Here is a 23,732-nt window from a genome sequence, read left to right as displayed (position 1 = left end):
CCAGATCGGTCCCACGGGGAAGAAGTTGCTGCCGTTGACGGTGAAGCAGCCTGCCGGGACGGGGACGGGCGGCGGGCACGCGCACTGAGGGCGGCGCACCGCTGGTGAGCGAGTGTCATGAAGGTGCCCGGAGGTCTGTCGGTCGACCTCCGGGCAGTTGTCGTGCGAGGTCGTCACACCCCGCTGTTGACGGCTCCGGGTGACGGCTGGAGTGTCACCTTGGTCCAGGGGTTGGGGTTGCCCGCGCCGTCGTTGCAGTTCAGCGTGGCGGGGTTGGTGCTGTTGACCTCGACACAGGTGGTCTCCCAGACCTGGCCCGTGGTCGTCATGACATCGAACTTGATGGGCTCGCCCGCGTTGGCGCTGTGCCCGTTGACCGCGACTCCGCAGGGGAGGCCGGCCGCGCCGCCCGCCGGGTAGCCGGGGTGGGTGCTGAGGTCGGTCCAGAGGAAGTTGCGGGGGGCGGTGCCCCTGAGGTCGTGGATGCCCGCGTAGGTGATACCGCCGGTCAGCGCGGCACGCAGCTCGAAGTTGTTCGAGTCCTGCTGGGCGTCGATGTCGGCGCACGGCCCGGGTGCGCCGGTCGCGCCCGTGGCGCCGGTCGGTCCGGTCGGGCCCTGCGTGCCGGTTGCTCCGGTGGCGCCGGTCGCACCGGGGGTGCCCGGTGCTCCGGTGGGTCCTGTCGGGCCGGTGGCACCGGGGGTGCCCGGCGTGCCGGTCGCGCCGGTGGCGCCCGTCGCGCCCTGGTCGCCCGGTGCGCCCGTGGCGCCGGTCGCCCCTGTGGCTCCCGTGGCTCCGGGCTGGCCGGGCTGCCCAGGTGCGCCGGTTGCTCCTGTCGCTCCGGTCGCGCCCGTGGGTCCCTTGGGGCCGGTCGGGCCGGTGGCTCCCGTGGCGCCCTTCGGGCCGGTGGGGCCTGTCGGTCCCTTGCAGTCGCCCTTGCCGCCGCCCTCGGTCACACGTGACTTGTGGTGGTGGTTCGGTTTGCAGTGGTCACCGCCGCCACCTCCTCCGGCCGTCGCCTCGGTGCTGTCGGTCACCGTCCGGACCGCCGCGACGGCCGGATCGGCCGCGCCGGCTGCCAGGACCAGTGCGAGCGAGGCCACCATGCCGGCCCTCTTGAACCTGTCCCGGGCCAGCGGCCCGAGTGGCGCCGTCCGGAATTCAGCACCCGTCCTCATCTTCACGCTCCTTGCTCGGCCTGTTCGGCCTGTTCGGATATTCGGGCGATGTGCCGAATCCGAGTGCGAGTGTGATGTGAGAGAGCTGCGACGATCGGCGTGGCGACGGGGAACGCGCCCGTTTGTCGTCGTATCGGACTAATCGATGCGTGCTGATGGGGCATCTCCTGCCCGCGATCACCCGTCCGGGCTCAACCACGGCTGTTCGGAGGCTCTCCCGCACCGGGCCCCGCGTGGATGTACGACCACGGAGCGGGCGCGTGCCACTGTGGCGCGCGTGTTTCCGACGGGACGTCAGCAGTCCGGGACGGGTGAGGCCGTGAAGCAGCAGACCCTCTGTCTGTGCATGATCGTCAAGAACGAGTCGCTCGTGATCGAGCGCTGTCTGGAGGCCGTCCGCCCGCTCGTCGACTACTGGGTGATCTCCGACACCGGCTCCACGGACGGCACGCAGGACCTGATCCGCAAGGTGATGGACGGCGTTCCGGGCGAACTCCACGAGGACCCCTGGACCGACTTCGGGTACAACCGCACCCGCAACATCCAGCTCGCCCACGGCAGGGCCGATTACCTGCTCACCCTCGACGCCGACCATGTCCTGCGGCAGGACGCCCCGCTGCCGCGGCTGACGGCGGGCTCGTACATGCTGCGCTACGACGGCCCCGGCACCCAGCACCGGTTCAAGCATCTGATGCGGGGCGACTGGCTGTGGCGCTACGAGGGGGTCACGCACGAGTACCCGTGCACCGACGAGCCCGACACCCAGGAGAACCTGGCCGCCCTCGTCATCGAGGACCAGGCCGACGGCGGCTGTCGCAGCGACAAGTTCGAGCGGGACGCGCGCCTGCTGCGGCGCGAGCTGGACCGCGATCCCGACAATCCGCGCACGGTGTTCTACCTGGCCAACACCGAACGCGACCTGGGCCACGCGGAGGAGGCCGTCGCCCTCTACGAGCGTCGCGCCCGGATGGGCGGCTGGGGTGAGGAGGTCTACTGCTCGCTCCTGGAGGCCGGCCTTCTGCGCGCGGACCGGACCGACGACTGGCCCGGGGCGATGGACGCGTTCTCCCGCGCCTGGGACGGCCGCCCCCAACGCCTTGAAGCCTGCTACGAGTTGGCGTCCCGCCTGCGCCTCGCGGGCCGCTACCGCACCGCGTACGCCCTGCTCGCTGACGCCGTCGGCATCCCGGAACCCGACGACCTGCTCTTCACCCGACCCTGGGTGTACCGCTGGGGAGTCCTCTTCGAGTTCTCGATCGCCGCCTATTGGGTGGGGGAGTACGCGGCCTCCGTCGAGGCGTGCGACAGGCTGCTGGCCATGCCCGACCTGCCCGCCGCGATCCGCCAACAGACCATCGCCAACCGGGAGTTCTCCGTCCCGCACCTCGTCACGGTCCCCGGCCCGTCCGGCCCGCGACGCGGACCGAAGGTCTCCCGGGCCGGCAAGGCGGCCCGGGGGAGGAAGAAGTAGAAGCGGAAGGGGAAGACGAAGGGGAACTGGCAGTGGGTGCCTGTCACTTGTCCGTCGAACTGGGTGGGTAGCTGGGGTGCAATGAGGTCGCGAGCGGGGGCAGCGTCGCGCACAGCGCCTTCGGGAACTCGGGCTCCGCGCGGCGCACCGCCGTGCAGCCTCCCGCCGAGCTTGACGTGATCGTCTTCCAGCCGGCGGGCTCGGCGCGGAAGAACACGCGGTCGCCCAGCCGGGACGCGCAGCCGGACGGGGTCGCGGTCGTGTCGCCGCAGACCGGGCCGGTGCGCCAGGAGAAGTCGATGACCAGCCACTTGCCGTCGCAGTGCTCCGCGTCGCGGTAGCTGTGCTCGGGGGCGTCGGCCGCGATCATCGCCTGCTCGTAGGAGGAGACGGTGCAGCTGGTGGCCGGCGGGTGGCAGCCGAGTTCACCGCACAGGCGCAGCGCGGGCAACTTGGCGCCGTCGGTGGTGAATTGGGTGTCGTGGTCCACGATCAGCTTCTGGTCGCCCAGGGGTTCGGGCAGCACGATGCGTGTCGAGGCCGTGGCTTCACCGGTGCAGCCGGAGCGCCTGTCCCCGGAGGGGGAGGAGTAGGTGATCTGGACCCAGAAGGTGTTCTGTTCGGCGGCGGCGAGCGCCGCTTTGAGCGCCCGTACGCACGGGTGCTTGCCGTGGGGCACCCGTGCGGTCAGGGTCAACGTGCGCTGGTCCGCGGCGAGTTGGGCCGCGGTGACCGCGGAGGGTTCCATCGTGGTCCAGGGGACCGGGCCGGTCGGTGTCGCTCCGTTCGTGCCGTTCGTGCCGTTCGTGGCACCGGCCACCCGTGTCCCGCAGCCGCCGAGCAGCAGTACGGCCAGGGCGCAGAGGACGGCGACCACGGCCACCGCAACTGTTCTTCCCGGTGTTCTTTCTGGCGTTCCTTCTGGTCGCACGAGCGCTCGATCCCCCCGGATGGCATCGCCGTCGACTCCGGTGCGTCGGGTACCGGCGTCAAGTACGGCGACAAATATAGGGAGTTCAGTGCGCGGCGACCCACTCCGCCACCGTCGTGACGTCCGCCTGCATCGGGAACACCTTCTCCGTGAGGACGCGGTGGACCTCGGGGTCGTTGTCGAGGCAGCCGTCGGACAGGACGGTCAGGGTGAGGTCCAGATCGGACGCCTGGCGGAGCGTCGACAGGACGACACCGCTGGTGGCGATGCCGGTCAGGACCAGGTGGTCGAAGTCGCCCGCCCGCAGCACCATGTCGAGGTCGCTGCCGGCGAACGCGCTGACGCGGCGCTTGGTGACGAGGATGTCGCCGGGCTCGGGGGCCACGTCCGGGTGGATCTCGTTGGCCTGCGCGGCGGCGGCCGGCAGCTGGACGCCCGCGAGCCTGCCGAACATCTTGTTGCGGGCGTCGACCTCCGGGGCGCCGGGACGGAATCCGACGGTCACGTAGATCACGGGGACGTCGGCCGCGCGGGCCGCGCCGATCGCCTCGCGCAGGCGGGGCAGATAGGCCGGGTCGGGGTAGCGGTCGACGACGGCGCGCTGGACGTCCATGACGAGGAGGGCTTGCTTGGACACCGGTGTCCTTTCGGACGGAAGGGGCGGATGAGGGGCGGATCAGAGCCGGACGAGGGCCGGACGAGGCCGGACGGGAGGGCACGCCCGAGCGGCGCGGGCGGCTAAGTCATCGCGTGATTACTTGCTTAACGTAACCATGCCCTGTAGTCATGTCAACGAGTGATTACTTGACCTGTGCGAGGAGGCCGCCGATGGAGGCGAACGAGGCCGACGGACCCCGGCGGCGAGACGCGGCGGCCACCCGGCAGGCGCTCCTGGAGGCCGCGAGCAGCCGGTTCACCCGGCTCGGGTACGACCGCACGACCCTGCGGGACGTGGCCGCCGATGTCGGGGTCAACCTGGCGCTCATCAAGCGGTACTTCGACTCGAAGGAAGGCCTGTTCAAGGCGGCGCTGGCCTCGACTCCCCGATTCCTGGGGCGGGACGAGGCCTTCCCGCAGGACCGCGAGGGTCTCGCCGAGGCACTCGGCCGCCAACTCTCCGCGGGCGCCTGGCCGGAGTTCGGCGAACACCCCGTGCTGATGCTGCTGCGCGACTCCGGCGACGAACGCGTGGACGCGCTCCGCCGCAAGGCCCTGGACGAGTTCGGCCGCCAGATCCTCGAAGCGTCCGGCGGGGGACCGGCCGGGCAGGACGACGACGAACGCCTGCTGCGGGCCCAGCTCCTGGTCGCGCTGGGCGTCGGCGTCGCCGTCGTACGGTCCGCCGTAGGTCTGCGGCCCCTGCGCGACGCGACCGCCGCCCAACTGGCCGCGCCCCTGCGGGAGATCGTCGACGCACTGCTGGCGCCCCCTGCCGACGACCGCTGAACTCCCGCACAACGCACGGGTGGACGACATCGTGATCCGCCCCGCCGAACCCGCCGAGCTGGAAGCCGTCGCGGAGCTGCGCCGGCAGTGGATCCTGGAGGGCGGGCGGCAATCCCTCATCGCCCGCGAGGAGTTCGTACGGCATTTCGTCGACTGGGCGGCGGAGAACCCCGGTTCGCACCGTGCAGTGCGTGTACGTGATCCCCGCGTACGCCCGGCGCGGCTTCGCCGGCTCGCCCCGGCCGCCGCACACCCATGTCTCCCGCGCGGACACATATCCGTGACCCGTGCGGAGCACGTCGTACCGCATCCGTACGGGGTGTTGAGGCGTCTTGACTGATATGGACGCCCCTGTGAAGTTCGAGAAACCCTCCGCGCCGGTCGCTCCGCAGCCGCCCGAGGGGTGTCTTGTCGTCGCGATCCGGGTGCCCGTGCGGATCGTCGTGCTCGTGCTGGTCGTGCCGGTGCGGGTGGTGTGGGACGCGGTGGTGGTCGGCGGGCGGTTCCTGTGGCGGACCGTGCTGCGGCCGGTGGGGCGGGCGCTGTTCGTGTGGCCGGTGGTCGCGCTGTGGCGGTATGCCGTCGTGCCCGGCGCCAAGGCGCTCGGGTGGCTCGTCAAGGTGCTCGTCCTGGTGCCCGCGGTCTGGCTGTACCGAACGGTGCTCACGCCGGTCGGGCACGCCCTCGGCTGGAGCGCTCGGCGGATCGGGGACGGGTTGGCGTGGGTCTACGCGCGCGTGCTCACTCCCGTGGGGCACGCGTGCGCGTGGGTCGTCGGCGGGGTGGCCGCGGCCGTCGCGTGGCTCGGGCGGTACGCGCTCGTCGTGCCCGCCGGATGGCTGTACGCCTGGGTGCTCGCCCCGGTCGGGCGCGCGTTCGCCCGGTGCGGGCGCGGGCTGTTGTGGCTGGCCAGGGCCGTCGGTACCGGTGTCGGTGTCGTCCTGTACTGGACGGCGCGGATTCTGCTCGTGCTGCCCGCCGTCGCGCTCTGGCGCTGGGTCCTGGCACCGGTCGGGCGGGTTCTCGCCGTCGTGGGACGGGAGGTGTGGGACGCGCTCGGGCACGCCTGGCGGATCGCCGGGCACATCTCGCTCGCCGTGGGGCGGGCGCTGGCGACCCTCTTCCGGTGGATCTTCGTGGCGCCGGTGAGCTGGGTCTACCGCACCGTCCTGACCCCGGTCGGACACGTCGTACGGGACCTGGTGCTGCGGCCCGCCGCCGAGGCCGCGCGCGGGGCGGGCCGGGTGGTCCGGCAGGCGCTGACCGCCGCGCGCGAGTCCGCCCGGCAGGCGCGGGCCGACTTCCGGCGGATGGTTTTCGGGGAGCCCGCGCAGCCGCGGCCGGTGGAGCGACGGGAACCGATGGGCGACGGGACACGTACTCTTGGGAGAAGTACGACCGTTCTCACGAAGGACTAGGACACTGGGCAAGCGACAGCCCGAAGGCCCGCCGCCCGCACCCGCGGTGCAGCGCATCCGACTCCGCTACACCAAGCGTGGTCGCCTTCGGTTCACCAGCCACCGAGACTTCCAGCGCGCCTTCGAGCGCGCGCTGCGCCGCGCCGAGGTGCCGATGGCGTACTCGGCGGGGTTCACACCGCACCCGAAGGTGTCGTACGCCAATGCCGCACCCACCGGCACGGGCAGTGAGGCGGAATACCTGGAGATCGCGCTCACCGCCGAGCGCGACCCCGACAAGCTGCGCGAGCTGCTCGACGAGTCGATGCCCTTGGGGCTCGACATCGTCGACGCGGTCGAGGCCCGGACCTCCGGGCTCGCCGACCGGCTCACGGCCTCCGTGTGGGAGCTGCGGCTCGACGGGGTGGCTCCCGAGGACGCCGAGCGCGCGGTGGCCGCGTTCAACGCCGCCGAGAGCGTCGAGGTCCAGCGCATGGCCAAGAACGGCATGCGCACCTTCGACGCCCGCTCGGCCGTGGCGAGCCTTGAGATCTTTTCCGAGACGCTTCGTCCACAGGCTGATAGGCCTACCGACCAGGCCTGTGCGATACTGCGGCTGGTTGTTCGGCACGTGACGCCTGCCGTTCGACCCGACGACGTCCTGTCCGGTCTTCGCGCCGTGGCCGACCTGGCGCCGCCGGTCGCCGTAGCGGTGACCAGGCTGGCGCAGGGGCTGTTCGATGAAGAGACCGGCACGGTGACCGACCCGCTCGCGCCCGACCGCGAGGCAGCAGTGACCGCGAATCCCGCGGTCACCGAAGCTGCCGCCGCGAAGGCGCCGGCGTAGGGAAGGTTCCGCGTAGGGACGGATGTCGTAGCGCCGCCCTCGGACTCGGGAGCCACCTGGGTCGGGCAGCGCACCGACCACAAGACTTTCGCCAGGCCGTCCGCAACTGGGCGTACGGAACCGGCGAGACAGGACACAGAGAGCTCCCGTGCGGCGCCCGCGCCCCGGACGGCGGCACCGCGCAACGCGCGAGCCGCGGACGTCACCGGCATCCGAGCCGGACCAGGCGCGGCGCCCGGGAGCCTGACGGGAGAAACGCCCGCATGCTCGAACCGACCGAACCCGCAGAGTCCGCAACGGGCTCCGAACCGAACACCCCCAGCGACACGCTGCCGCCGCGCCGCAGGCGCCGCGCCGCGTCTCGCCCGGCGGGACCGCCGACCGCCCCCGAGGGCGCGGTCGAGAACAGCTCTCCGGCCATACCGGCCGAGGTGAGCGACGAGAAGAACGACGAGAAGAGCGACACCGACGAGAGCGTCGTCGAGGTCACCGGGTCCGTCGAGGCCGAGGTGACTCCCGAGGCGCCCGTCGTCGCGGCAGCCGCCGAGGTCGTAGAGGCCGTAGCGGCTGTGGAAGAGGGCGCGCCCGCCGGGCGTACGCGCCGTCGTGCGACCCGGAGGGTGTCGGCGCCCGCCGGCGCGCCGGAGGCGAGCGCGGTGCCCGAGGCCGCCGAGATCGTGGTGCCGGTCGCTGCCGCCGCCCCGCCTGCCGCGGTCGAGGAGACCGTGGCGGAGGAGGACGCGGCTCCGCGCCGGACCCGTCGTCGCGCCACGCGCAAGGTGACCGCGCCCGAGACCGCCGCCGCCGAGGCCGTCGCGCCCGAGGCCGTCGTACCTGAGGCCGTGGTCGAGCGGGTCGAGGAGCCTGCCGCGCCTGCCGTCGTCCAGGACGCCCCGGTGGAAGACGGCGCGCCCGCCCCGCGCACGCGCCGTCGTGCGACCCGGCGCGCCTCCGCGCCCGCCGGTGCGCCGCAGGCGGCCGAGGCCGTCGAGAACACCGACGCGGCTGAAGCGGCCGAAGCGCCCGCTGCCGCCGCCGTCGTAGCCGAAGTGACCGAAGTGACCGAAGGCGCCGCGCCCGCTGTCTCCTCCGACGAGGATGCCGCGCCGCGTCGGAGCCGTCGTCGCGCCACGCGCCGTGTGTCCGCGCCTGCCGGGACGCCCGTGGGCGAGGAGGCCCCTGTGAAGGACGAGACCCCCGCGGACACCGCGGAGCAGAACACCGCCGCCGACGCTGCCGCCGAGGAATCCGGGCCGCGTCGTCGGCGCCGGGTCGTGCGGACCGCGGCCGGCGGGTTCTCCGCGCCCGCGCCCAAGAAGAGCGACAGCGCTGAGGAGGACGAGGGCCCGCGTCGGCCCGCGCGTCCCGCCGTGGCCGTGTTCCGGGCGCCCGTCTTCACCGAGCCGATGTTCCAGACGCCGGAGCGGGCCGCCGCCGCTGCCGCCGAGGCCGTGGAGGACGACGAGGAAGAGGTCGTCGTCGCGCCCGAGCCCGTGGCCGTGGAAGCGGTCGAGGAGGAGACCGGCGGGCGTCGTCGGCGTCGTCGCCGCGGTGCCGCCTTCGAGGCCGAGCCCGTCGCGGCGGCCGTCGTCGAGACCGCCGTCGCCGAGGAGGAGCCGGAGGAGGCCGACGAGGCCGCCGAGGACTCCGCCGACGGCGACGAGACCGAGGAGACCGGGTCGCGCCGCCGCCGTCGCCGTGGTGGCAGGCGTCGTCGCCGCGGCGAGTCCGCCGGCGGTGAGGACGATGCCGAGGACGGCGAGGACTACGCCGCCGAGCAGGCCGCCGAGGACGCCGAGGACACCGCCGAGCAGGTAGAGGAGGACGCCGAGGAGGCGGACGAGGACCAGGGCGGTTCCGGGTCCAGCAGCAGCCGTCGCAGGCGTCGCAGGCGTCGTCGCGCCGGTGACTCGGGCGGCGAGAGCGAGTCGTCCTCGTCGGCCGACGACCCCGAGCGCACCGTCGTCAAGGTCCGCGAGCCGCGCGCCAAGAAGGACGACCACCCCAGTGACGAGGTGCAGTCCATCAAGGGCTCCACGCGCCTCGAAGCCAAGAAGCAGCGCCGCCGCGAGGGCCGCGAGCAGGGGCGCAGGCGCGTCCCGATCATCACCGAGGCGGAGTTCCTGGCCCGCCGCGAGGCCGTCGAGCGCGTGATGGTCGTCCGGCAGAGCGGTGAGCGCACGCAGATCGGCGTCCTGGAGGACGGCGTGCTCGTCGAGCACTACGTCAACAAGGAGCAGTCGACCTCGTACGTCGGCAACGTCTACCTGGGCAAGGTCCAGAACGTGCTGCCCTCCATGGAGGCCGCGTTCATCGACATCGGCAAGGGGCGCAACGCCGTCCTGTACGCCGGTGAGGTCAACTTCGAGGCGCTCGGCATGGCCAACGGGCCGCGCCGCATCGAGTCCGCCCTGAAGTCCGGCCAGTCGGTCCTCGTGCAGGTCACGAAGGACCCGATCGGGCACAAGGGAGCCAGGCTCACCAGCCAGGTCTCGCTGCCCGGCCGCTACCTGGTCTACGTCCCCGAGGGGTCGATGACCGGCATCAGCCGCAAGCTGCCCGACACCGAGCGGGCCCGGCTGAAGACCATCCTCAAGAAGATCGTCCCCGAGGACGCGGGCGTCATCGTGCGCACCGCCGCCGAGGGCGCGAGCGAGGACGAGCTGCGCCGTGACGTCGAACGGCTCCAGGCGCAGTGGGAGGACATCCAGAAGAAGTCGAAGAGCGGCGGCGGTTCGAACGCCCCGTCGCTGCTGTACGGCGAGCCGGACATGACCGTCCGCGTCGTGCGCGACATCTTCAACGAGGACTTCACCAAGGTCATCGTCAGCGGTGACGAGGCGTGGGACACCATCCACGGCTATGTCTCGCACGTCGCCCCGGACCTCGCCGACCGGCTGTCGAAGTGGACCTCCGAGGTCGACGTCTTCGCGACGTACCGCATCGACGAGCAGCTGATGAAGGCGCTGGACCGCAAGGTCTGGCTGCCCAGCGGCGGTTCGCTGGTCATCGACAAGACCGAAGCGATGATCGTGATCGACGTCAACACCGGCAAGTTCACCGGTCAGGGCGGCAACCTCGAAGAGACCGTGACCAGGAACAACCTGGAGGCGGCCGAGGAGATCGTGCGCCAGCTGCGGCTGCGCGACCTGGGCGGCATCGTCGTCATCGACTTCATCGACATGGTCCTTGAGTCCAACCGGGACCTGGTGCTGCGGCGCCTGCTGGAGTGCCTGGGCCGCGACCGTACGAAGCACCAGGTCGCCGAGGTCACCTCGCTGGGTCTGGTGCAGATGACCCGCAAGCGCGTCGGACAGGGCCTCCTGGAGTCCTTCTCCGAGACCTGCGTCCACTGCAACGGCCGCGGTGTCATCGTGCACATGGAGCAGCCGACCTCGGTCGGTGGCGGCGGCAAGCGCAAGCGGCGCGGGCGCGGTGGTGACGGCGGCGGCGCGGACGTGCACGACACGCACGACGGCCACGACACGCACGACCACGAGCACGAGTCCGACGAGGTCGAGACCGAGGCGGAGGTGGCCGCCGAGGTCGCCACGCCGGTTCCGTTCACCGAGTCCCCCGCGGCGAGGCCGCTGGCGGACACCTTCCGGCCCGACGAGGACCTGTACAGCAGCGCCGCCGAGGCGGAGGCCGCGGCCACCCGCGGCGGGCGTTCGCGACGCCGGACGAGCCGGCGGGCTTCGGCCCCGGCCGGCGCGCCGAGGGGCGAGCGGTCGTCGCGCGAGGTGCGTGAGGTACGCGAGGTGCGTGAGGAGGCCGAGCCGGCCGCCGTCGCGCAGGCCGAGCCCGTCGCCGTGGAGGACCCGGTGGTCGAGGTTCCGGTGGTCGAGGCTCCGACGGTCGAGGAGACCCCGGCGCCGGTCGCCGAGGCTCCCGTGGCCGACGATGCCGCGCCCAAGGGCCGTACGCGCCGTCGTGCGACCCGTAAGGCGACCGCGCCCGCCGGGTCCCCGGCCGGGTCCGAGGAGGCCGCCGTGGTGACGGTGACCGAGGCGCCCGCTCCGGTGGCCGTCGAGGCGCCCGCGCCCGTCGAGCAGCCCGAGGCGCCCGCCGAGAGCGCGGCGCCGGCCCGCCCGCGGCGTCGTGCCGTGCGCAAGGCCACCGCGCCGACCGCGTCCGAGGAGGCGGCCGTGACGGTCGTACCGTCGGCCGCGGCGGAGGCGCCGGTCGCCGAGGCCGAGGTCGAGACCGATGCCGCGGCCGGGACCGAGGCGGATGTCGAGGCTGGGGCTGCGGCTCCGGCCAAGAAGACGGCCGCGCGCAAGGCCGCCAAGAAGGCCCCGGCGAAGAAGGCGGTCGCCAAGAAGGCGGCGGCCACCAAGACCGCGGCCAAGAAGACGGCCGCGAAGAAGACGACGGCCAAGAAGGCCGCCAAGACCACGTCGAAGAAGACCGCGGCGGCGGAGCGGACGAGCCCGTCCTCCGTCACCGCCTCCACCGACGAGGACTGAACCAGAGGTGGGTGCGGCCGGTCCGTGTGACCGGCCGCACTCCCACGGGCCCGGTTTGACCCGTTCGGCTGCGGCCCCGTAACCTTGACCGTCGGCGTGTCCACTGGTGACACGCCACATCCCCGTAAACCTCTTCCTCCCGGGTGTGTTCCACCGGGAGAGGCCGTCTGCTCCGCAGGGCGGCTGGACTGCGGGGGTGCCGTTCCCGAGCGAGAGAGTGAGATCCGCGTGTACGCCATCGTGCGCAGCGGTGGTCGCCAGCACAAGGTTGCTGTCGGCGACATCGTTGAGGTTGACAAGATTTCCACTGCCAAGGTTGGCGACACGGTCGAGCTCTCGACCCTGCTCGTTGTCGACGGCGACGCTGTCACCAGCGACCCGTGGGTGCTGGCCGGCATCAAGGTCCAGGCCGAGGTCGTGGACCACCACAAGGGCGTCAAGATCGACATCCTTCGCTACAAGAACAAGACCGGTTACCGCCGTCGTCAGGGCCACCGCCAGCAGTACACGGCGATCAAGGTCACTGAGATCCCCGCGGCTGCGAAGTAAGGGACTGAGGAGAGATGGCACACAAGAAGGGCGCATCGTCCACCCGGAACGGTCGCGACTCCAACGCCCAGCGGCTCGGCGTGAAGCGCTTCGGCGGTCAGGTCGTCAACGCGGGTGAGATCCTGGTCCGCCAGCGCGGCACCCACTTCCACCCCGGTGCGGGCGTCGGCCGTGGCGGCGACGACACGCTGTTCGCGCTGAACGCCGGTGCGGTGGAGTTCGGTACCCACCGCGGCCGCAAGGTCGTGAACATCGTTCCGGTCGCCTGAAGCATCAGGTACGTCAGTACCTCAGGTAACTGATCGGAAGCTTTCGCGAGGCGGACCTCACTTCCCTTCCGGGAAGCGGGTCCGCCTTTCGCGTGTTAGTACAAGGACACCCCGTAAGTAACTGGAGGCACATCCCATGACCACCTTCGTGGACCGCGTCGAGCTGCATGTCGCCGCGGGTAACGGAGGCCACGGCTGTGCCTCCGTCCACCGTGAGAAGTTCAAGCCGCTCGGCGGCCCGGACGGCGGCAACGGCGGGCGGGGCGGTGACGTCGTCCTCGTCGTCGACCAGTCCGTGACCACGCTGCTCGACTACCACCACTCCCCGCACCGCAAGGCCACCAACGGCAAGCCGGGCGAGGGCGGCAACCGCTCCGGCAAGGACGGCCAGGACCTGGTCCTGCCGGTGCCGGACGGCACGGTCGTGCTCGACGGCGCGGGCAATGTGCTCGCCGACCTGGTCGGCCACGGCACCTCCTACATCGCCGCGCAGGGCGGCCGGGGCGGCCTCGGCAACGCGGCCCTCGCGAGCGCCCGCCGCAAGGCCCCCGGCTTCGCGCTGCTCGGTGTCCCGGGCGACCTCCAGGACATCGTGCTGGAGCTGAAGACGGTCGCCGACGTGGCGCTCGTGGGCTACCCGAGCGCCGGCAAGTCCTCGCTGATCTCCGTGCTGAGCGCGGCCAAGCCGAAGATCGCCGACTACCCGTTCACGACCCTGGTCCCGAACCTCGGTGTGGTGACGGCCGGCGAGACGGTCTACACGATCGCCGACGTCCCCGGGCTCATCCCCGGCGCCAGCCAGGGCAAGGGCCTGGGCCTTGAGTTCCTGCGCCACGTCGAGCGGTGCAGCGTCCTCGTGCACGTCCTGGACACCGCGACGCTGGAGTCCGAGCGCGACCCGGTCTCCGACCTCGACATCATCGAGGAGGAGCTGAAGCAGTACGGCGGTCTCGGCGACCGGCCCCGCATGGTCGTCCTGAACAAGATCGACGTGCCGGACGGCAAGGACCTCGCCGAGATGGTGCGCCCCGACCTGGAGGCGCGCGGCTACCGCGTCTTCGAGGTGTCCGCGGTCGCCCACCTGGGACTGCGTGAACTGTCCTTCGCGCTCGCGGAGTTGATCGCCACCGCGCGTGCCGCGAAGCCGAAGGAGGAGGCGACCCGGATCGTCATCCGCCCGAAGGCGGTCGACGACAGCGGCTTCACCGTCGTACTGGAGGAGGACGGTCTCTTCCGGGTGCGCGGCGAGAAGCCCGAACGCTGGGTGCGCCAGACCGACTTCAACAACGACGAGGCCGTCGGCTATCTGGCCGACCGGCTCAACCGCCTCGGTGTGGAGGCGGAGTTGATGAAGGCGGGTGCCCGCTCCGGCGACGGTGTGGCGATCGGTCCCGAGGACAACGCGGTCGTCTTCGACTGGGAGCCGACCGTGATGGCCGGTGCGGAGATGCTGGGCCGACGCGGTGAGGACCACCGGCTGGACGAGCCGCGTCCGGCGACGCAGCGCCGCCGTGACAAGCAGGCCGCGCGGGACGAGGCGGCGCAGGAGTTCGAGGAGTTCAAGCCCTTCTGAGCCGGACGGGCGGGCCGATCGCCCGTTCGGGGTGAAGATCGTCCGCCCGGCGTGACCGAAGCGGGCCGAGACCCGTTGCTCCCGGAGCAACGGGTCTCTTGCTGTGTGCCGATTTGTCATGGACGCGATACTTACTGTTCAACAGGCGGGACTCCGCGCACTGTGAGGCTTCCAAGTGACCCAAGAGGCCAACGTCGCAAGGGAGTTCACGATGACCCAAGCCGTATCACCCGATCGACGACGTTTTCTCGCGGCCGGCGCGGCGGTGCTCGGGGCCGCCGCCTCCGCCCAGTTGTGGCTGCCGACCTCCGCCCGGGCGGCCGAAACCCCGCTGCCGGACGGTGTGTTCAGCCTCGGCATCTCCTCCGGCGACCCGCTGCCCGACGGCATCGTGCTGTGGACGCGGCTGGCCCCGGACCCGCTGAACGGCGGCGGCATGCCCGACCGGGTGGTCCCGGTGGAGTGGGAACTCGCCGAGGACGCCCGGTTCAGAAAGAGCGTGCGGCGCGGAATCGCCCCCGCCCGGCCCGAGTACGGGCACAGCGTTCACGTGGATGTACGGGGACTGCGCCCGGGGCGCGACTACTGGTACCGCTTCCGCGCCGACGGCCAGCTCTCCGCCACCGGCCGCACCCGCACCGCGCCGCACCCGAACAGTTCCGGCGGCCGGCTGCGCGTCGCGCTCGCCTCCTGCCAGAACTGGCAGAACGGCTACTTCACGCCGTACGCCGACATGCTGTCCCAGGACCCCGACTTCGTGCTCTTCGTCGGCGACTACATCTACGAGTCGGCGCCGTCGAGCGCGGGGCCGCGCCGGCACGAGGGGACCGGGGAGCCGTACAGCCTGGTGCAGTACCGCAACCGGTACGCGCAGTACCGCGCCGACCCGGACCTGCTGGCGATGCACGCCAACACCCCCTGGGTGGTGACCTTCGACGACCACGAGGTGGACAACGACTGGGCGGGGGAGGTCCCGCAGGACCCCGACAAGCAGTCGCACGACGCGTTCGTGGCGCGGCTGACGGCCGCCTTCCAGGCGTACTACGAGCACATGCCGGTGCGCGCGAGCGCGGTCCCGAACGGGCCGCACATCCAGATGTACCGGCGCCTCGAATTCGGCCGCCTGATGCGGCTCAACGTGCTCGACACCCGGCAGTTCCGCAGCGACCAGGCCACCACACAGGCCGGCGCCGAGGACCCGGCGATGACGATGATGGGCGCCGAACAGAAGGCCTGGCTGCTCAGGGGGCTGAAGCACTCGCCCGCCCGCTGGAACGTCGTCGCCTCGCAGATCATGATGGCCGAGACGGACATCCTGCTCGGCCCCGGCAAGCAGTGGTTCTACGACGCCTGGGACGGCTACCAGGTCGAACGCAACGCCCTGCTGGAGGACTTCAAGAGCGTCCGCAACCCCGTGGTGCTCAGCGGCGACCGGCACCTGACGATGATCAGCGACCTGAAGGAGGACTTCGCCGACCCGGACTCCGCCGTCGTGGGCGCCGAGTTCGTCGGCACGTCGATCTCCAGCAACGGCGACCAGGACCAGGCCGCCTTCCACGCCCAGTGGGACCCGCTGAAGGCGGACAACCCGCACTGGAAGGTGATCGACGCCCACCGCGGCTACCACCTGTTCGACATCCGGCGGGACGGCATCGACGCGCGGGTGCGGGTCGTGGACACCGTCGTGAAGCCCACGGCCGTACCCAGTACGTACGCCTCGCTCCGGGTGGAGGCGGGCGTCCCCGGGGTCCACGTGGTCTGAGGTTTATGAACCCTGTGTGACCGGAGCCTGGGACTCATCTGTGTCCCAGGCTCCTCTCAGGTCAAACTCAGGAACAACTCTTACCTTCCATTAACCATGGAGACGGACTGTATTAAGGAAGCGTTGCCCTCCGGGACCCGGCTGCTGCACATCGGCCCGCACAAGACCGGGACCACCGCCATCCAGGGCGCGCTGTTCGCCGCGAAGGACACGATGCCCGGGCACGGCGTCGACTTCCCCGCGCACAGCAGGCACCCGATGGAAGCGGCCCTCGCCGCCTGCGCGCGGCCCGCGATGATGGGCGACACCGTGCCCACCGACAAACACTGGACGCGCCTCCTGGACGCGGTGCGCGCCACCGGCGACCGCACCTCGGTGATCAGCAGCGAGTTCTTCGCCGACGCCGAGGACGACGAGACCATCGCCCGGATCGTGGAGCAGCTCGGCGGCGAGCGCGTGCACATCCTGGTCACCCTGCGCCCGCTGGCGAAGATCATGCCCTCGCAGTGGCAGCAGTACGTGCAGAACGGCCTGCGCATGGACTACGGCAACTGGCTGGAGCACATGCTCCGCAAGGCGCCGTACGAGCAGCCCAACCCCAGTTTCTGGCGGCGGCACCGGCACGACCGGCTGGTGGAGCGCTGGACCAGGGCCGTGGGTCCCGGGCGGGTCACCGTCGTCGTGGTCGACGACAGTGACCGGGACGGGCTGCTGCGCACCTTCGAGGCACTGCTCGGACTGCCCGCGGGACTCCTGCGACCCGTTCCGGACGCGGCCAACCGCTCTCTCACCCTCGCCGAGACCGAAATGCTGCGAAAGCTCAATGTGGAATTCCGCGGCAATGGCCTCCCCGACGAGCTGTATTCCAAGCTGGTGCGCAACGGCGCGGTCATGCATATGAAGAATTCGTGCAGCCCGGCCCCGGAGGACGTGAAGATCGCCACGCCCCGCTGGGCCGTCGAGGCGGCGGGCGAGATCGGCGCCGAGATGGCCGGCACCATCGCCGCCGCGGGCGTGCGGATCGTCGGCGACACCGCGCTCCTGTCGGCCGTGCCGCAGGCTTCGGAGCAGGTGTCCGCGGCGCCGCGGATCGCGCCCGAGGTGGCCGCGCAGGCGCTCTACGGGGCGCTCGCCGCGGTGGCCGCCGTACCGGTCCGGCACACCGCTCCGGCGAAGGCGCGGACGGTTCACCAGACCTCGTCGAAGGAACTCGTACGCGTTCTCGGTCACCGTTGCCTGAACAAGCTGCGGCGCCGCTGAGGGTGTCATCGCGCGGTCACCAGCAGTGCAAGATGAATGACAGGTGTCGCTCACCTATGCGGCGGAGGTCACTCGCCTTGCACTGCGGTAACCGTGAGTGGGACCATTTGCCAGTTCCCCATTCTCCCGAGGTAGGTCAAGGTCGCCTGTGTCGCACATAGCCAAGCCCCGCACCACCGCAGTGATCCTGGCCGGCGGTACCGGCCAGCGCGTGGGTCTCTCGATCCCCAAGCAGCTGCTGAAGATCGCCGGCAAGGCAGTCATCGAGCACACCCTGACCACCTTCGAGAAGGCCGAGTCGATCGACGACATCATCGTTCTGATGGCGCCGGGCTATGTCCCCGACGTCGAGAAGATCGTCGCCAAGGCCGGCTTCACCAAGGTCACCCGGATCATCGAGGGCGGCGCCACCCGCAACGAGACCACCGAGCGCGCCATCACCGCCCTCGGCGAGGGCCTGGCCGAGGGTGAGGACGCCAACGTCCTCTTCCACGACGCCGTGCGCCCCCTGCTCTCGCAGCGCGTGATCGACGACTGCGTGGTCGCCCTGGAGCGCTTCCAGGCCGTGGACGTGGCCATCCCGTCCGCCGACACCATCATCGTGACCCGCACCCACGGCGACGACGGCGAGTTCATCACCGAGATCCCCGACCGCTCCCGGCTGCGCCGCGGCCAGACGCCCCAGGCGTTCAAGCTGTCGACCATCCGCCGCGCCTACGAGGTCGCCGCCGGTGACCCCAACTTCCAGGCCACCGACGACTGTTCGGTCGTGCTCAAGTACCTGCCGGACGTGCCGATCCACGTCGTCGCGGGCGACGAGTACAACATGAAGGTCACCCAGCCCGTCGACGTCTTCATCGCCGACAAGCTCTTCCAGCTCGCCTCCACCGCCGCCCCCGAGCAGGTCGACGAGGCCGCCTACCGCGAGCTGCTCACCGGCAAGACCCTGGTCGTCTTCGGCGGCTCGTACGGCATCGGCAAGGACATCGCCGAACTCGCCGAGGGCTACGGCGCGACCGTGTACGCGCTCGGCCGCTCCACCACCGGCACGCACGTCGAGAACCCGGAGGAGGTCGACGACGCGCTGTCCAAGGCGTACGCCGAGACCGGGCGCATCGACCACGTCATCAACACCGCCGGCGTTCTGCGCATCGGCAAGCTCGCCGAGACGGACAACGCGACGATCGAGGAGGCGCTGAAGGTCAACTACCTGGCGCCCGTGCAGATCGCCCGTTCCGCGTACAAGTACCTCGCCGAGACCAAGGGCCAGCTGCTGCTCTACACCTCCAGCAGCTACACGCGCGGCCGTGCCGAGTACAGCCTGTACTCCTCGACCAAGGCCGCGATGGTCAACCTCACCCAGGCCCTGTCCGACGAGTGGGCCGGCGACGGCATCCGCGTCAACTGCATCAACCCGGAGCGCACCGCCACCCCGATGCGCACCAAGGCCTTCGGCCAGGAGCCCACCGGCACGCTGCTCTCCTCCGAGGCCGTGGCCCGCACCTCCCTCGACGTGCTGCTGTCCGAGCTGACCGGCCACGTCATCGACGTCCGCCAGCAGGACCCGACGGCCGGCGCCGCCAAGGCCTCCGGCTTCGAGGCCGCCCTCGCCTCCGTCCTGGACGTCCAGGACGGCGTTTAATTGAGCCTGACTCTGAGATCCCGGTAAATTACTCAAACGCCCAAGAGCAGGTTTATCAGTGATTTCCACCGCCATCCGTGTTGCCCGGGTGGGCAGCGCGGCCGAGCTCGCCGCGGCCGTCCTCATGATGCTGGGCTTCCCCGCCCTCATGCTGGCCGCACTCGTCCCGAGCGTCCCCGCCTTCGCCGCGGCGGCCGTCGTGACGTACGTCGCCGACCACTATCTGCACCGCCAGGGCAGCTACCTGGTCAACCGCCTCAGCAAGGTCCGGGCGGGCCTCTCGATCCGCTTCCTGATCCGCCAGCTGCTGCTGATCCTGCTGCTGGCCCGCATGTCCCTCTCGGACCACCTGATCTTCTACGGCGCCATCGCCTGCTTCATCGCCTTCTACGGCCTCCAGGCCCCGCACGGCGCCGTCGTCACGCTGATCCGCAACCGCCGCCGGATGCCGGTCGCCACCCGCAACGTCGACCTCGGCTCGCGCATCCACATCCCGGACGCCCCGCGGTTCGGCCTGCTGGAGCGCTCCGCCGAGAAGATGCTCCACCTCGACCTGTTCGCCGTCGTGGGCCTGCTGATCTCCGCGCAGCTGGACTCGGCCGTCGCCGGCTTCATCGGCATCGGCATCACCCTGTGCCTCGGCAGCCTCTACGTCCTCGCCCTGCTGCCGTACATACGGGGCACGAAGATCCCGCCGACCGCCGAGGTCATCCTCGAAGCCGTCGACGGCTGGCTGCGCGAGTACCAGCCGCAGACGGTGCTCTGCTTCTCCGGCTCCAAGGACTCCGCGTACCAGGTCAACATGTGGCTGGAGACCATGGAGCAGCTGGACACCCGGCCCCTGGTCCTGCTCCGCGAGCGCGTCATACTCCAGAACCTCGCCCCCACCAAGGTCCCCGTCATCTGTGTCCCCGGCGGCGTGCACCTGATGAACATGGACCTCTCCAGCGTGCGCGTCGCGCTCTACGCCGCCAACGTCGGAAAGAACATCCACCTGCTGCGCGTCCCCACCATGAAGCACGTCTTCATCGGCCACGGCGACAGCGACAAGCTGGCCAGCGTCAACCCGTTCAGCAAGGTCTACGACGAGGTGTGGACCGCCGGACGCGCGGGCCGCGACCGCTACGCCATCGCCGACGTCGGGGTCCGCGACGACGACATCGTGGAGGTCGGCCGCCCCCAGCTCGCCCCCATCCAGACCTGGCAGGGCGTGCCGGACGGCCGTATCCCCACCGTGCTCTACGCGCCGACCTGGGAGGGCTGGGACAACGACCCCGGCAACACCTCCCTGCTGCTGGCCGGCGAGAACATCGTGAAGAAGCTGCTCAAGGCCGACCCGCCGGTCCGGGTCCTGTACAAGCCGCACCCCTTCACCGGCACCGTCAGCTCCGCCGCCGGCTCCGCGCACCGCAAGGTCACCGCCCTGGTGGAGAAGGCCGCCGCCCAGCGCGCGACCGACCCGCGCTTCACGGCCGACGCGGCGACCCAGGCCGGGGCGAAGGCCGACATGGCGCGTATCGAGGCCCGGATCACCGAGCTGACCGGCGGCGCCGCCGACAAGGGCGACGAGGCCGAACTCACCCGCGACGGCGTGGTCGACCTGGCCAAGTACGAGGAGATCGCCCGGCTGCGCGCCGAGTGGAACGACGCGTACTGGCAGTCCTTCGGCACCTTCGAGCACCGGGTCATCTCCGGCGCCGAACCGCGCCTGTACGACTGCTTCAACGTGTCCGACGCGATGGTCTCCGACATCTCCAGCGTGGTCTCCGACTTCATCGCGAGCGGCAAGCCGTACGCGGTCACGGACTCGGCGAAGCTCGGTGTCGAGGAGTTCAAGCGGCAGAACACGGCGGTGCGCGCCGCCGTGATCCTCTCCAACAAGGCCGCCGAACTGGGCGAGCTGCTGGCGGCGGTCCGCGCCCCGGACGCCGACCCGCTGGCCGAGGACCGCACGGAACTCAAGCAGTACCTGCTCGGCCCGGACGAGCCCACGTCCATCGAGCAGTTCAACACCGCGGTACGGGACCTGGCGCTCAAGTCCGAGGCCCGCAACGTCGGCCAGGAGCGGTCGGCCGCGACGGAGGCCGAACTGACGAGCTGACCCGCGCGGGCCGGAATCCGCAGGAGTCGGAATCCGGTCGAGAGCAAGAATCGGGTCGAGAGTCAGAATCTGGTCAAGAAGAGCCCGGTTTTTGGGGAGTGATCCTCGAAAACCGGGCTCTTTTGCGTATCCCCAGCTGACGGAGGACAACCGACGCACTCGGTCGGCCGTCTTCCAGATGGCGATTCAATGGACAAAGGGGAGCGCGTGACCGAGACGCAGCCTGATGTGACCGTGGTCATCGGGGCGTACGAGGCGATGCCGTACCTCGTCGAGTGCCTCCGCTCGGTCGAGGCGCAGACCCTGGACGCGGCCCGGATCGAGGTCATCGCCGTCGACGACGGCTCGACGGACGGCACGGGGGAGTACCTGGAGGAGTTCGCGGCCCGCGCGGCGAACCACGTCACGGTCATCCGCCAGGAGAACTCCGGCGGCCCCAGCTCCCCGCGCAACGTCGGCCTCGGCAAGGCGGCCGGACGCTACGTCTTCTTCCTCGACGCCGACGACCGGCTCGCCCCCGAGGCCCTGGAGCGCATGGTCGCGACGGCCGACCGCAACGGCACGGACGTCGTGCTCGGCAAGGTCGAGGGCATCAACCGGGTCCCGCCCAAGGCCGCGTGGGTCGAGACGCTGGAGCGCACCGACGTCTTCCACTCCAACATCAAGTTCACGCTGAGCGCCCAGAAGCTGTTCCGGCGGGCCCTGCTGGAGCGGCACAGCATGCGGTTCGACGAGTCGCTGTTCACCGGCGAGGACGCGCTGTTCACGATGGAGGCGTATCTCCGCGCGGACGGCGTCTCCGTGATCGCCGACCACACCTGCTACTACCTGGTCGGCCGCGACGACGGCAAACACGTGACGAAGAGCGGGAGTTACACGCTGCGCTTCGACTCGGCGCGCGCCCTGATGAACCTCATCGCCGAGATGGTCCCGCCGGGGGTGGAACGCGACAAGCTGATGGTCCGCCCGTTCCTGGTGACCCTGCTCCCGCAGTTCGGCCCCAAGTACGCGAAGGACACCGAGCAGGTACGCCGCCACAAGTTCGAGCTGGCGAAGCCGCTGATGGCCGCGCACTGGACGCCCGAGGTCGCCGTCCGCCTCAAGGTCGACGAGCGGCTGCGACTGCACCTGGTGGCCCAGGAACGCCCCGAACTCCTGCTGGACGTCGTCGAGTTCGCCAAGTCGAAGCAGCGCCCCGAGGCGGTCGTGGAGAAGCGGGGGCGGCGGGTGTACCTGGCGTACCCGCACTTCCGGTCGGGCGAGGCGGCGCTGCCGGACTCCGTCTATCTGGCGGAACCACGGGAGGCGCGTGAGGTGGAGGGATACCGGGAGGGGGGAGCGGGGGTGTTCCTGCGTCGGGTGGCGCGGAGGGTGCGGAGGGTGCGGGCCGGTGGGGGCGGGCCGCGCAGTTCCCCGCGCCCCTGAAAGACACCGGTTGCCCTGCGTTTTCAAGGGGCGCGGGGCTGTATCGATTTGCGGCTCCGCCGCGTGGGCGCGACCAGCCCCCACCGGCCCGCACCGTGAACTCAACCCATCTGTCCGCGACCTGGACCAACGTGCGCAGGGCAACCCCGTTCGCGTAGATTGCCACCCCGACCTACCCGAGGGGACCGCGCACGTGGCAGGGGCAAGGCAGGCCGTGACCGAGGCCCGCAGGATCGTCGTCAAGGTGGGTTCCTCCTCGCTGACCACCGCGGCCGGCGGCCTGGACGCCGACCGCGTCGACGCGCTCGTCGACGTCCTCGCCAAGAGCCGCGGCGGCGACCGGGAGGTCGTCCTCGTCTCCTCCGGCGCCATCGCCGCCGGCCTCGCGCCGCTGGGGCTGCGCCGCCGCCCCAAGGACCTGGCTCGCCAGCAGGCCGCCGCCAGCGTCGGCCAGGGCCTCCTCGTGGCCCGCTACACCGCCTCCTTCGCCCGCTACGGCATCCGCGTCGGCCAGGTGCTGCTCACCTCCGACGACATGAGCCGCCGCTCCCACCACCGCAACGCCTCCCGCACCCTCGACAAGCTCCTCGCCATGGGCGCGCTCCCGGTCGTCAACGAGAACGACACCGTCGCCACCGACGAGATCCGCTTCGGCGACAACGACCGGCTCGCCGCCCTCGTCGCCCACCTCGTCCACGCCGACCTGCTGGTCCTCCTCTCCGACATCGACGGCGTCTACGACGGCGACCCCAGCAGGCCGGGCACCTCGCGGATAGCGGAAGTGCACGGCCCGCAGGACCTCGCGCACGTCGAGATCGGCAGCGCGGGCAAGGCCGGCGTCGGCACCGGAGGCATGGTCACCAAGGTCGAGGCGGCCCGTATCGCCGCCGCCGCGGGCATCCCCGTCGTGCTCACCAGCGCGGTCCACGCGGCCGACGCGCTCGGCGGCGGCGACACCGGGACGTACTTCCACGCCACCGGAAAACGCTCCGCGGACCGGCTGCTGTGGCTCCAGCACGCGTCCACGCCCCAGGGCTCGCTGACCCTCGACGACGGCGCCGTGCGCGCGGTCGTCCAGCGCCGGATGTCGCTGCTGCCGGCCGGAATCGCCGCCGTGGAAGGGGAGTTCAGCGCGGGCGACCCGGTCGAACTCCGGGACGGCGCGGGGCACCCGGTCGCGCGGGGGCTCGTCAACTTCGACGCCAAGGAGATCCCCCAGCTGATCGGCCGCTCCACCAGGGAACTGGCACGGGAGCTGGGACCGTCGTACGAGAGGGAAGTCGTACACAGGGACGACCTGGTGATCCTGCACCCGTAAAACAACCGAAACGTCCGCCTCCCCCGGTGGACGTTCCGCAAAAGTGCCACACGGACGCCCCGCGCCTGCTCAACTTTGCTCAGGGACACATCCG

18 protein-coding genes are annotated in these 23,732 nt (G+C 71.1%); 15 read left to right on the top strand and 3 right to left on the bottom strand.

Annotation, left to right across the window (positions count from 1 at the left end; genetic code table 11):
* Positions 1-173 precede the first annotated feature (173 nt).
* Positions 174-1,178 (bottom strand): hypothetical protein, encoded by a 1,005-nt coding sequence (locus ACIQPR_RS16265; protein ID WP_403648048.1) that lies wholly within the window; start codon positions 1,176-1,178, stop codon positions 174-176.
* 319 nt (positions 1,179-1,497) lie between these two features.
* Between ACIQPR_RS16265 and ACIQPR_RS16260 the strand changes: the two genes are divergently transcribed.
* Entirely contained in the window at positions 1,498-2,649 is a 1,152-nt protein-coding gene (locus tag ACIQPR_RS16260; RefSeq protein WP_403648045.1) for a glycosyltransferase, read from the top strand.
* A gap of 43 nt (positions 2,650-2,692) precedes the next feature.
* Here ACIQPR_RS16260 and ACIQPR_RS16255 read toward each other — a convergent pair whose 3' ends face one another.
* Together ACIQPR_RS16255 and ACIQPR_RS16250 are read right to left on the bottom strand one after the other, a co-directional pair.
* A complete protein-coding gene (locus ACIQPR_RS16255) occupies positions 2,693-3,532 on the bottom strand; it encodes a hypothetical protein (RefSeq protein WP_403648042.1) in 840 nt (279 codons plus the stop codon).
* A gap of 133 nt (positions 3,533-3,665) precedes the next feature.
* Positions 3,666-4,217, bottom strand: coding sequence for a cysteine hydrolase family protein (locus tag ACIQPR_RS16250; RefSeq protein WP_403648039.1), 552 nt, complete (start codon positions 4,215-4,217; stop codon positions 3,666-3,668).
* 191 nt (positions 4,218-4,408) lie between these two features.
* Here ACIQPR_RS16250 and ACIQPR_RS16245 point away from each other — a divergent pair, with 191 nt between their 5' ends.
* From ACIQPR_RS16245 to proB, 14 genes are all read left to right on the top strand, one after another.
* On the top strand, positions 4,409-5,026 hold the full coding sequence (locus ACIQPR_RS16245; RefSeq protein ID WP_403648036.1) for a TetR/AcrR family transcriptional regulator: 618 nt from the start codon (positions 4,409-4,411) through the stop codon (positions 5,024-5,026).
* Between the two features lie 19 nt (positions 5,027-5,045).
* The gene (locus ACIQPR_RS16240; protein WP_403648033.1) at positions 5,046-5,366 is read left to right on the top strand and encodes a hypothetical protein; all 321 of its coding nucleotides are present in this window, start codon (positions 5,046-5,048) and stop codon (positions 5,364-5,366) included.
* Positions 5,367-5,379: 13 nt separating this feature from the next.
* Positions 5,380-6,444: a hypothetical protein gene (locus ACIQPR_RS16235; RefSeq protein ID WP_403648030.1), complete on the top strand. Its 1,065-nt coding sequence runs from the start codon at positions 5,380-5,382 to the stop codon at positions 6,442-6,444.
* A gap of 46 nt (positions 6,445-6,490) precedes the next feature.
* Positions 6,491-7,270: a TIGR03936 family radical SAM-associated protein gene (locus tag ACIQPR_RS16230; RefSeq protein ID WP_403648028.1), complete on the top strand. Its 780-nt coding sequence runs from the start codon at positions 6,491-6,493 to the stop codon at positions 7,268-7,270.
* Between the two features lie 263 nt (positions 7,271-7,533).
* Positions 7,534-11,739, top strand: a complete 4,206-nt coding sequence (locus ACIQPR_RS16225) for a ribonuclease E/G (RefSeq protein WP_403648025.1) — start codon at positions 7,534-7,536, stop codon at positions 11,737-11,739.
* A 228-nt stretch (positions 11,740-11,967) separates the two neighbouring features.
* Entirely contained in the window at positions 11,968-12,288 is a 321-nt protein-coding gene (rplU, locus tag ACIQPR_RS16220; protein WP_007381993.1) for a 50S ribosomal protein L21, read from the top strand.
* A gap of 14 nt (positions 12,289-12,302) precedes the next feature.
* A complete protein-coding gene (rpmA, locus tag ACIQPR_RS16215) occupies positions 12,303-12,557 on the top strand; it encodes a 50S ribosomal protein L27 (RefSeq protein ID WP_007381992.1) in 255 nt (84 codons plus the stop codon).
* A 136-nt stretch (positions 12,558-12,693) separates the two neighbouring features.
* Positions 12,694-14,130 (top strand): GTPase ObgE, encoded by a 1,437-nt coding sequence (gene obgE, locus ACIQPR_RS16210; RefSeq protein WP_403648022.1) that lies wholly within the window; start codon positions 12,694-12,696, stop codon positions 14,128-14,130.
* Between the two features lie 211 nt (positions 14,131-14,341).
* Positions 14,342-15,892 (top strand): alkaline phosphatase D family protein, encoded by a 1,551-nt coding sequence (locus ACIQPR_RS16205; protein ID WP_403648018.1) that lies wholly within the window; start codon positions 14,342-14,344, stop codon positions 15,890-15,892.
* Between the two features lie 96 nt (positions 15,893-15,988).
* Complete coding sequence (locus tag ACIQPR_RS16200) at positions 15,989-17,152, top strand: hypothetical protein (RefSeq protein WP_403648015.1); 1,164 nt, start codon at positions 15,989-15,991, stop codon at positions 17,150-17,152.
* Between the two features lie 148 nt (positions 17,153-17,300).
* Positions 17,301-18,794 (top strand): D-ribitol-5-phosphate cytidylyltransferase, encoded by a 1,494-nt coding sequence (locus tag ACIQPR_RS16195; RefSeq protein WP_403648013.1) that lies wholly within the window; start codon positions 17,301-17,303, stop codon positions 18,792-18,794.
* A 58-nt stretch (positions 18,795-18,852) separates the two neighbouring features.
* On the top strand, positions 18,853-20,895 hold the full coding sequence (locus ACIQPR_RS16190) for a hypothetical protein (protein WP_403648011.1): 2,043 nt from the start codon (positions 18,853-18,855) through the stop codon (positions 20,893-20,895).
* Between the two features lie 207 nt (positions 20,896-21,102).
* On the top strand, positions 21,103-22,320 hold the full coding sequence (locus tag ACIQPR_RS16185; protein WP_403648008.1) for a glycosyltransferase family 2 protein: 1,218 nt from the start codon (positions 21,103-21,105) through the stop codon (positions 22,318-22,320).
* Positions 22,321-22,534: 214 nt separating this feature from the next.
* Positions 22,535-23,638: a glutamate 5-kinase gene (gene proB / locus ACIQPR_RS16180; RefSeq protein ID WP_403649304.1), complete on the top strand. Its 1,104-nt coding sequence runs from the start codon at positions 22,535-22,537 to the stop codon at positions 23,636-23,638.
* Positions 23,639-23,732: the final 94 nt, after the last annotated feature.

The sequence above is a fragment of the Streptomyces sp. NPDC091280 genome (assembly GCF_044768565.1).
Lineage (GTDB): Bacteria > Actinomycetota > Actinomycetes > Streptomycetales > Streptomycetaceae > Streptomyces.
The sequence above is the reverse complement of the archived record's forward strand: the minus strand, read 5'-3'. Positions and strand labels throughout refer to the sequence as shown.

Coding starts and splice junctions, on each gene's coding strand:
- ACIQPR_RS16265 (WP_403648048.1), bottom strand. CDS start 1,178: ATGAGGACGGGTGCTGAATTCCGGACGGCGCCACTCGGGCCGCTGGCC.
- ACIQPR_RS16245 (WP_403648036.1), top strand. CDS start 4,409: ATGGAGGCGAACGAGGCCGACGGACCCCGGCGGCGAGACGCGGCGGCC.
- ACIQPR_RS16225 (WP_403648025.1), top strand. CDS start 7,534: ATGCTCGAACCGACCGAACCCGCAGAGTCCGCAACGGGCTCCGAACCG.
- rpmA (WP_007381992.1), top strand. CDS start 12,303: ATGGCACACAAGAAGGGCGCATCGTCCACCCGGAACGGTCGCGACTCC.
- obgE (WP_403648022.1), top strand. CDS start 12,694: ATGACCACCTTCGTGGACCGCGTCGAGCTGCATGTCGCCGCGGGTAAC.
- ACIQPR_RS16205 (WP_403648018.1), top strand. CDS start 14,342: ATGACCCAAGCCGTATCACCCGATCGACGACGTTTTCTCGCGGCCGGC.
- ACIQPR_RS16200 (WP_403648015.1), top strand. CDS start 15,989: ATGGAGACGGACTGTATTAAGGAAGCGTTGCCCTCCGGGACCCGGCTG.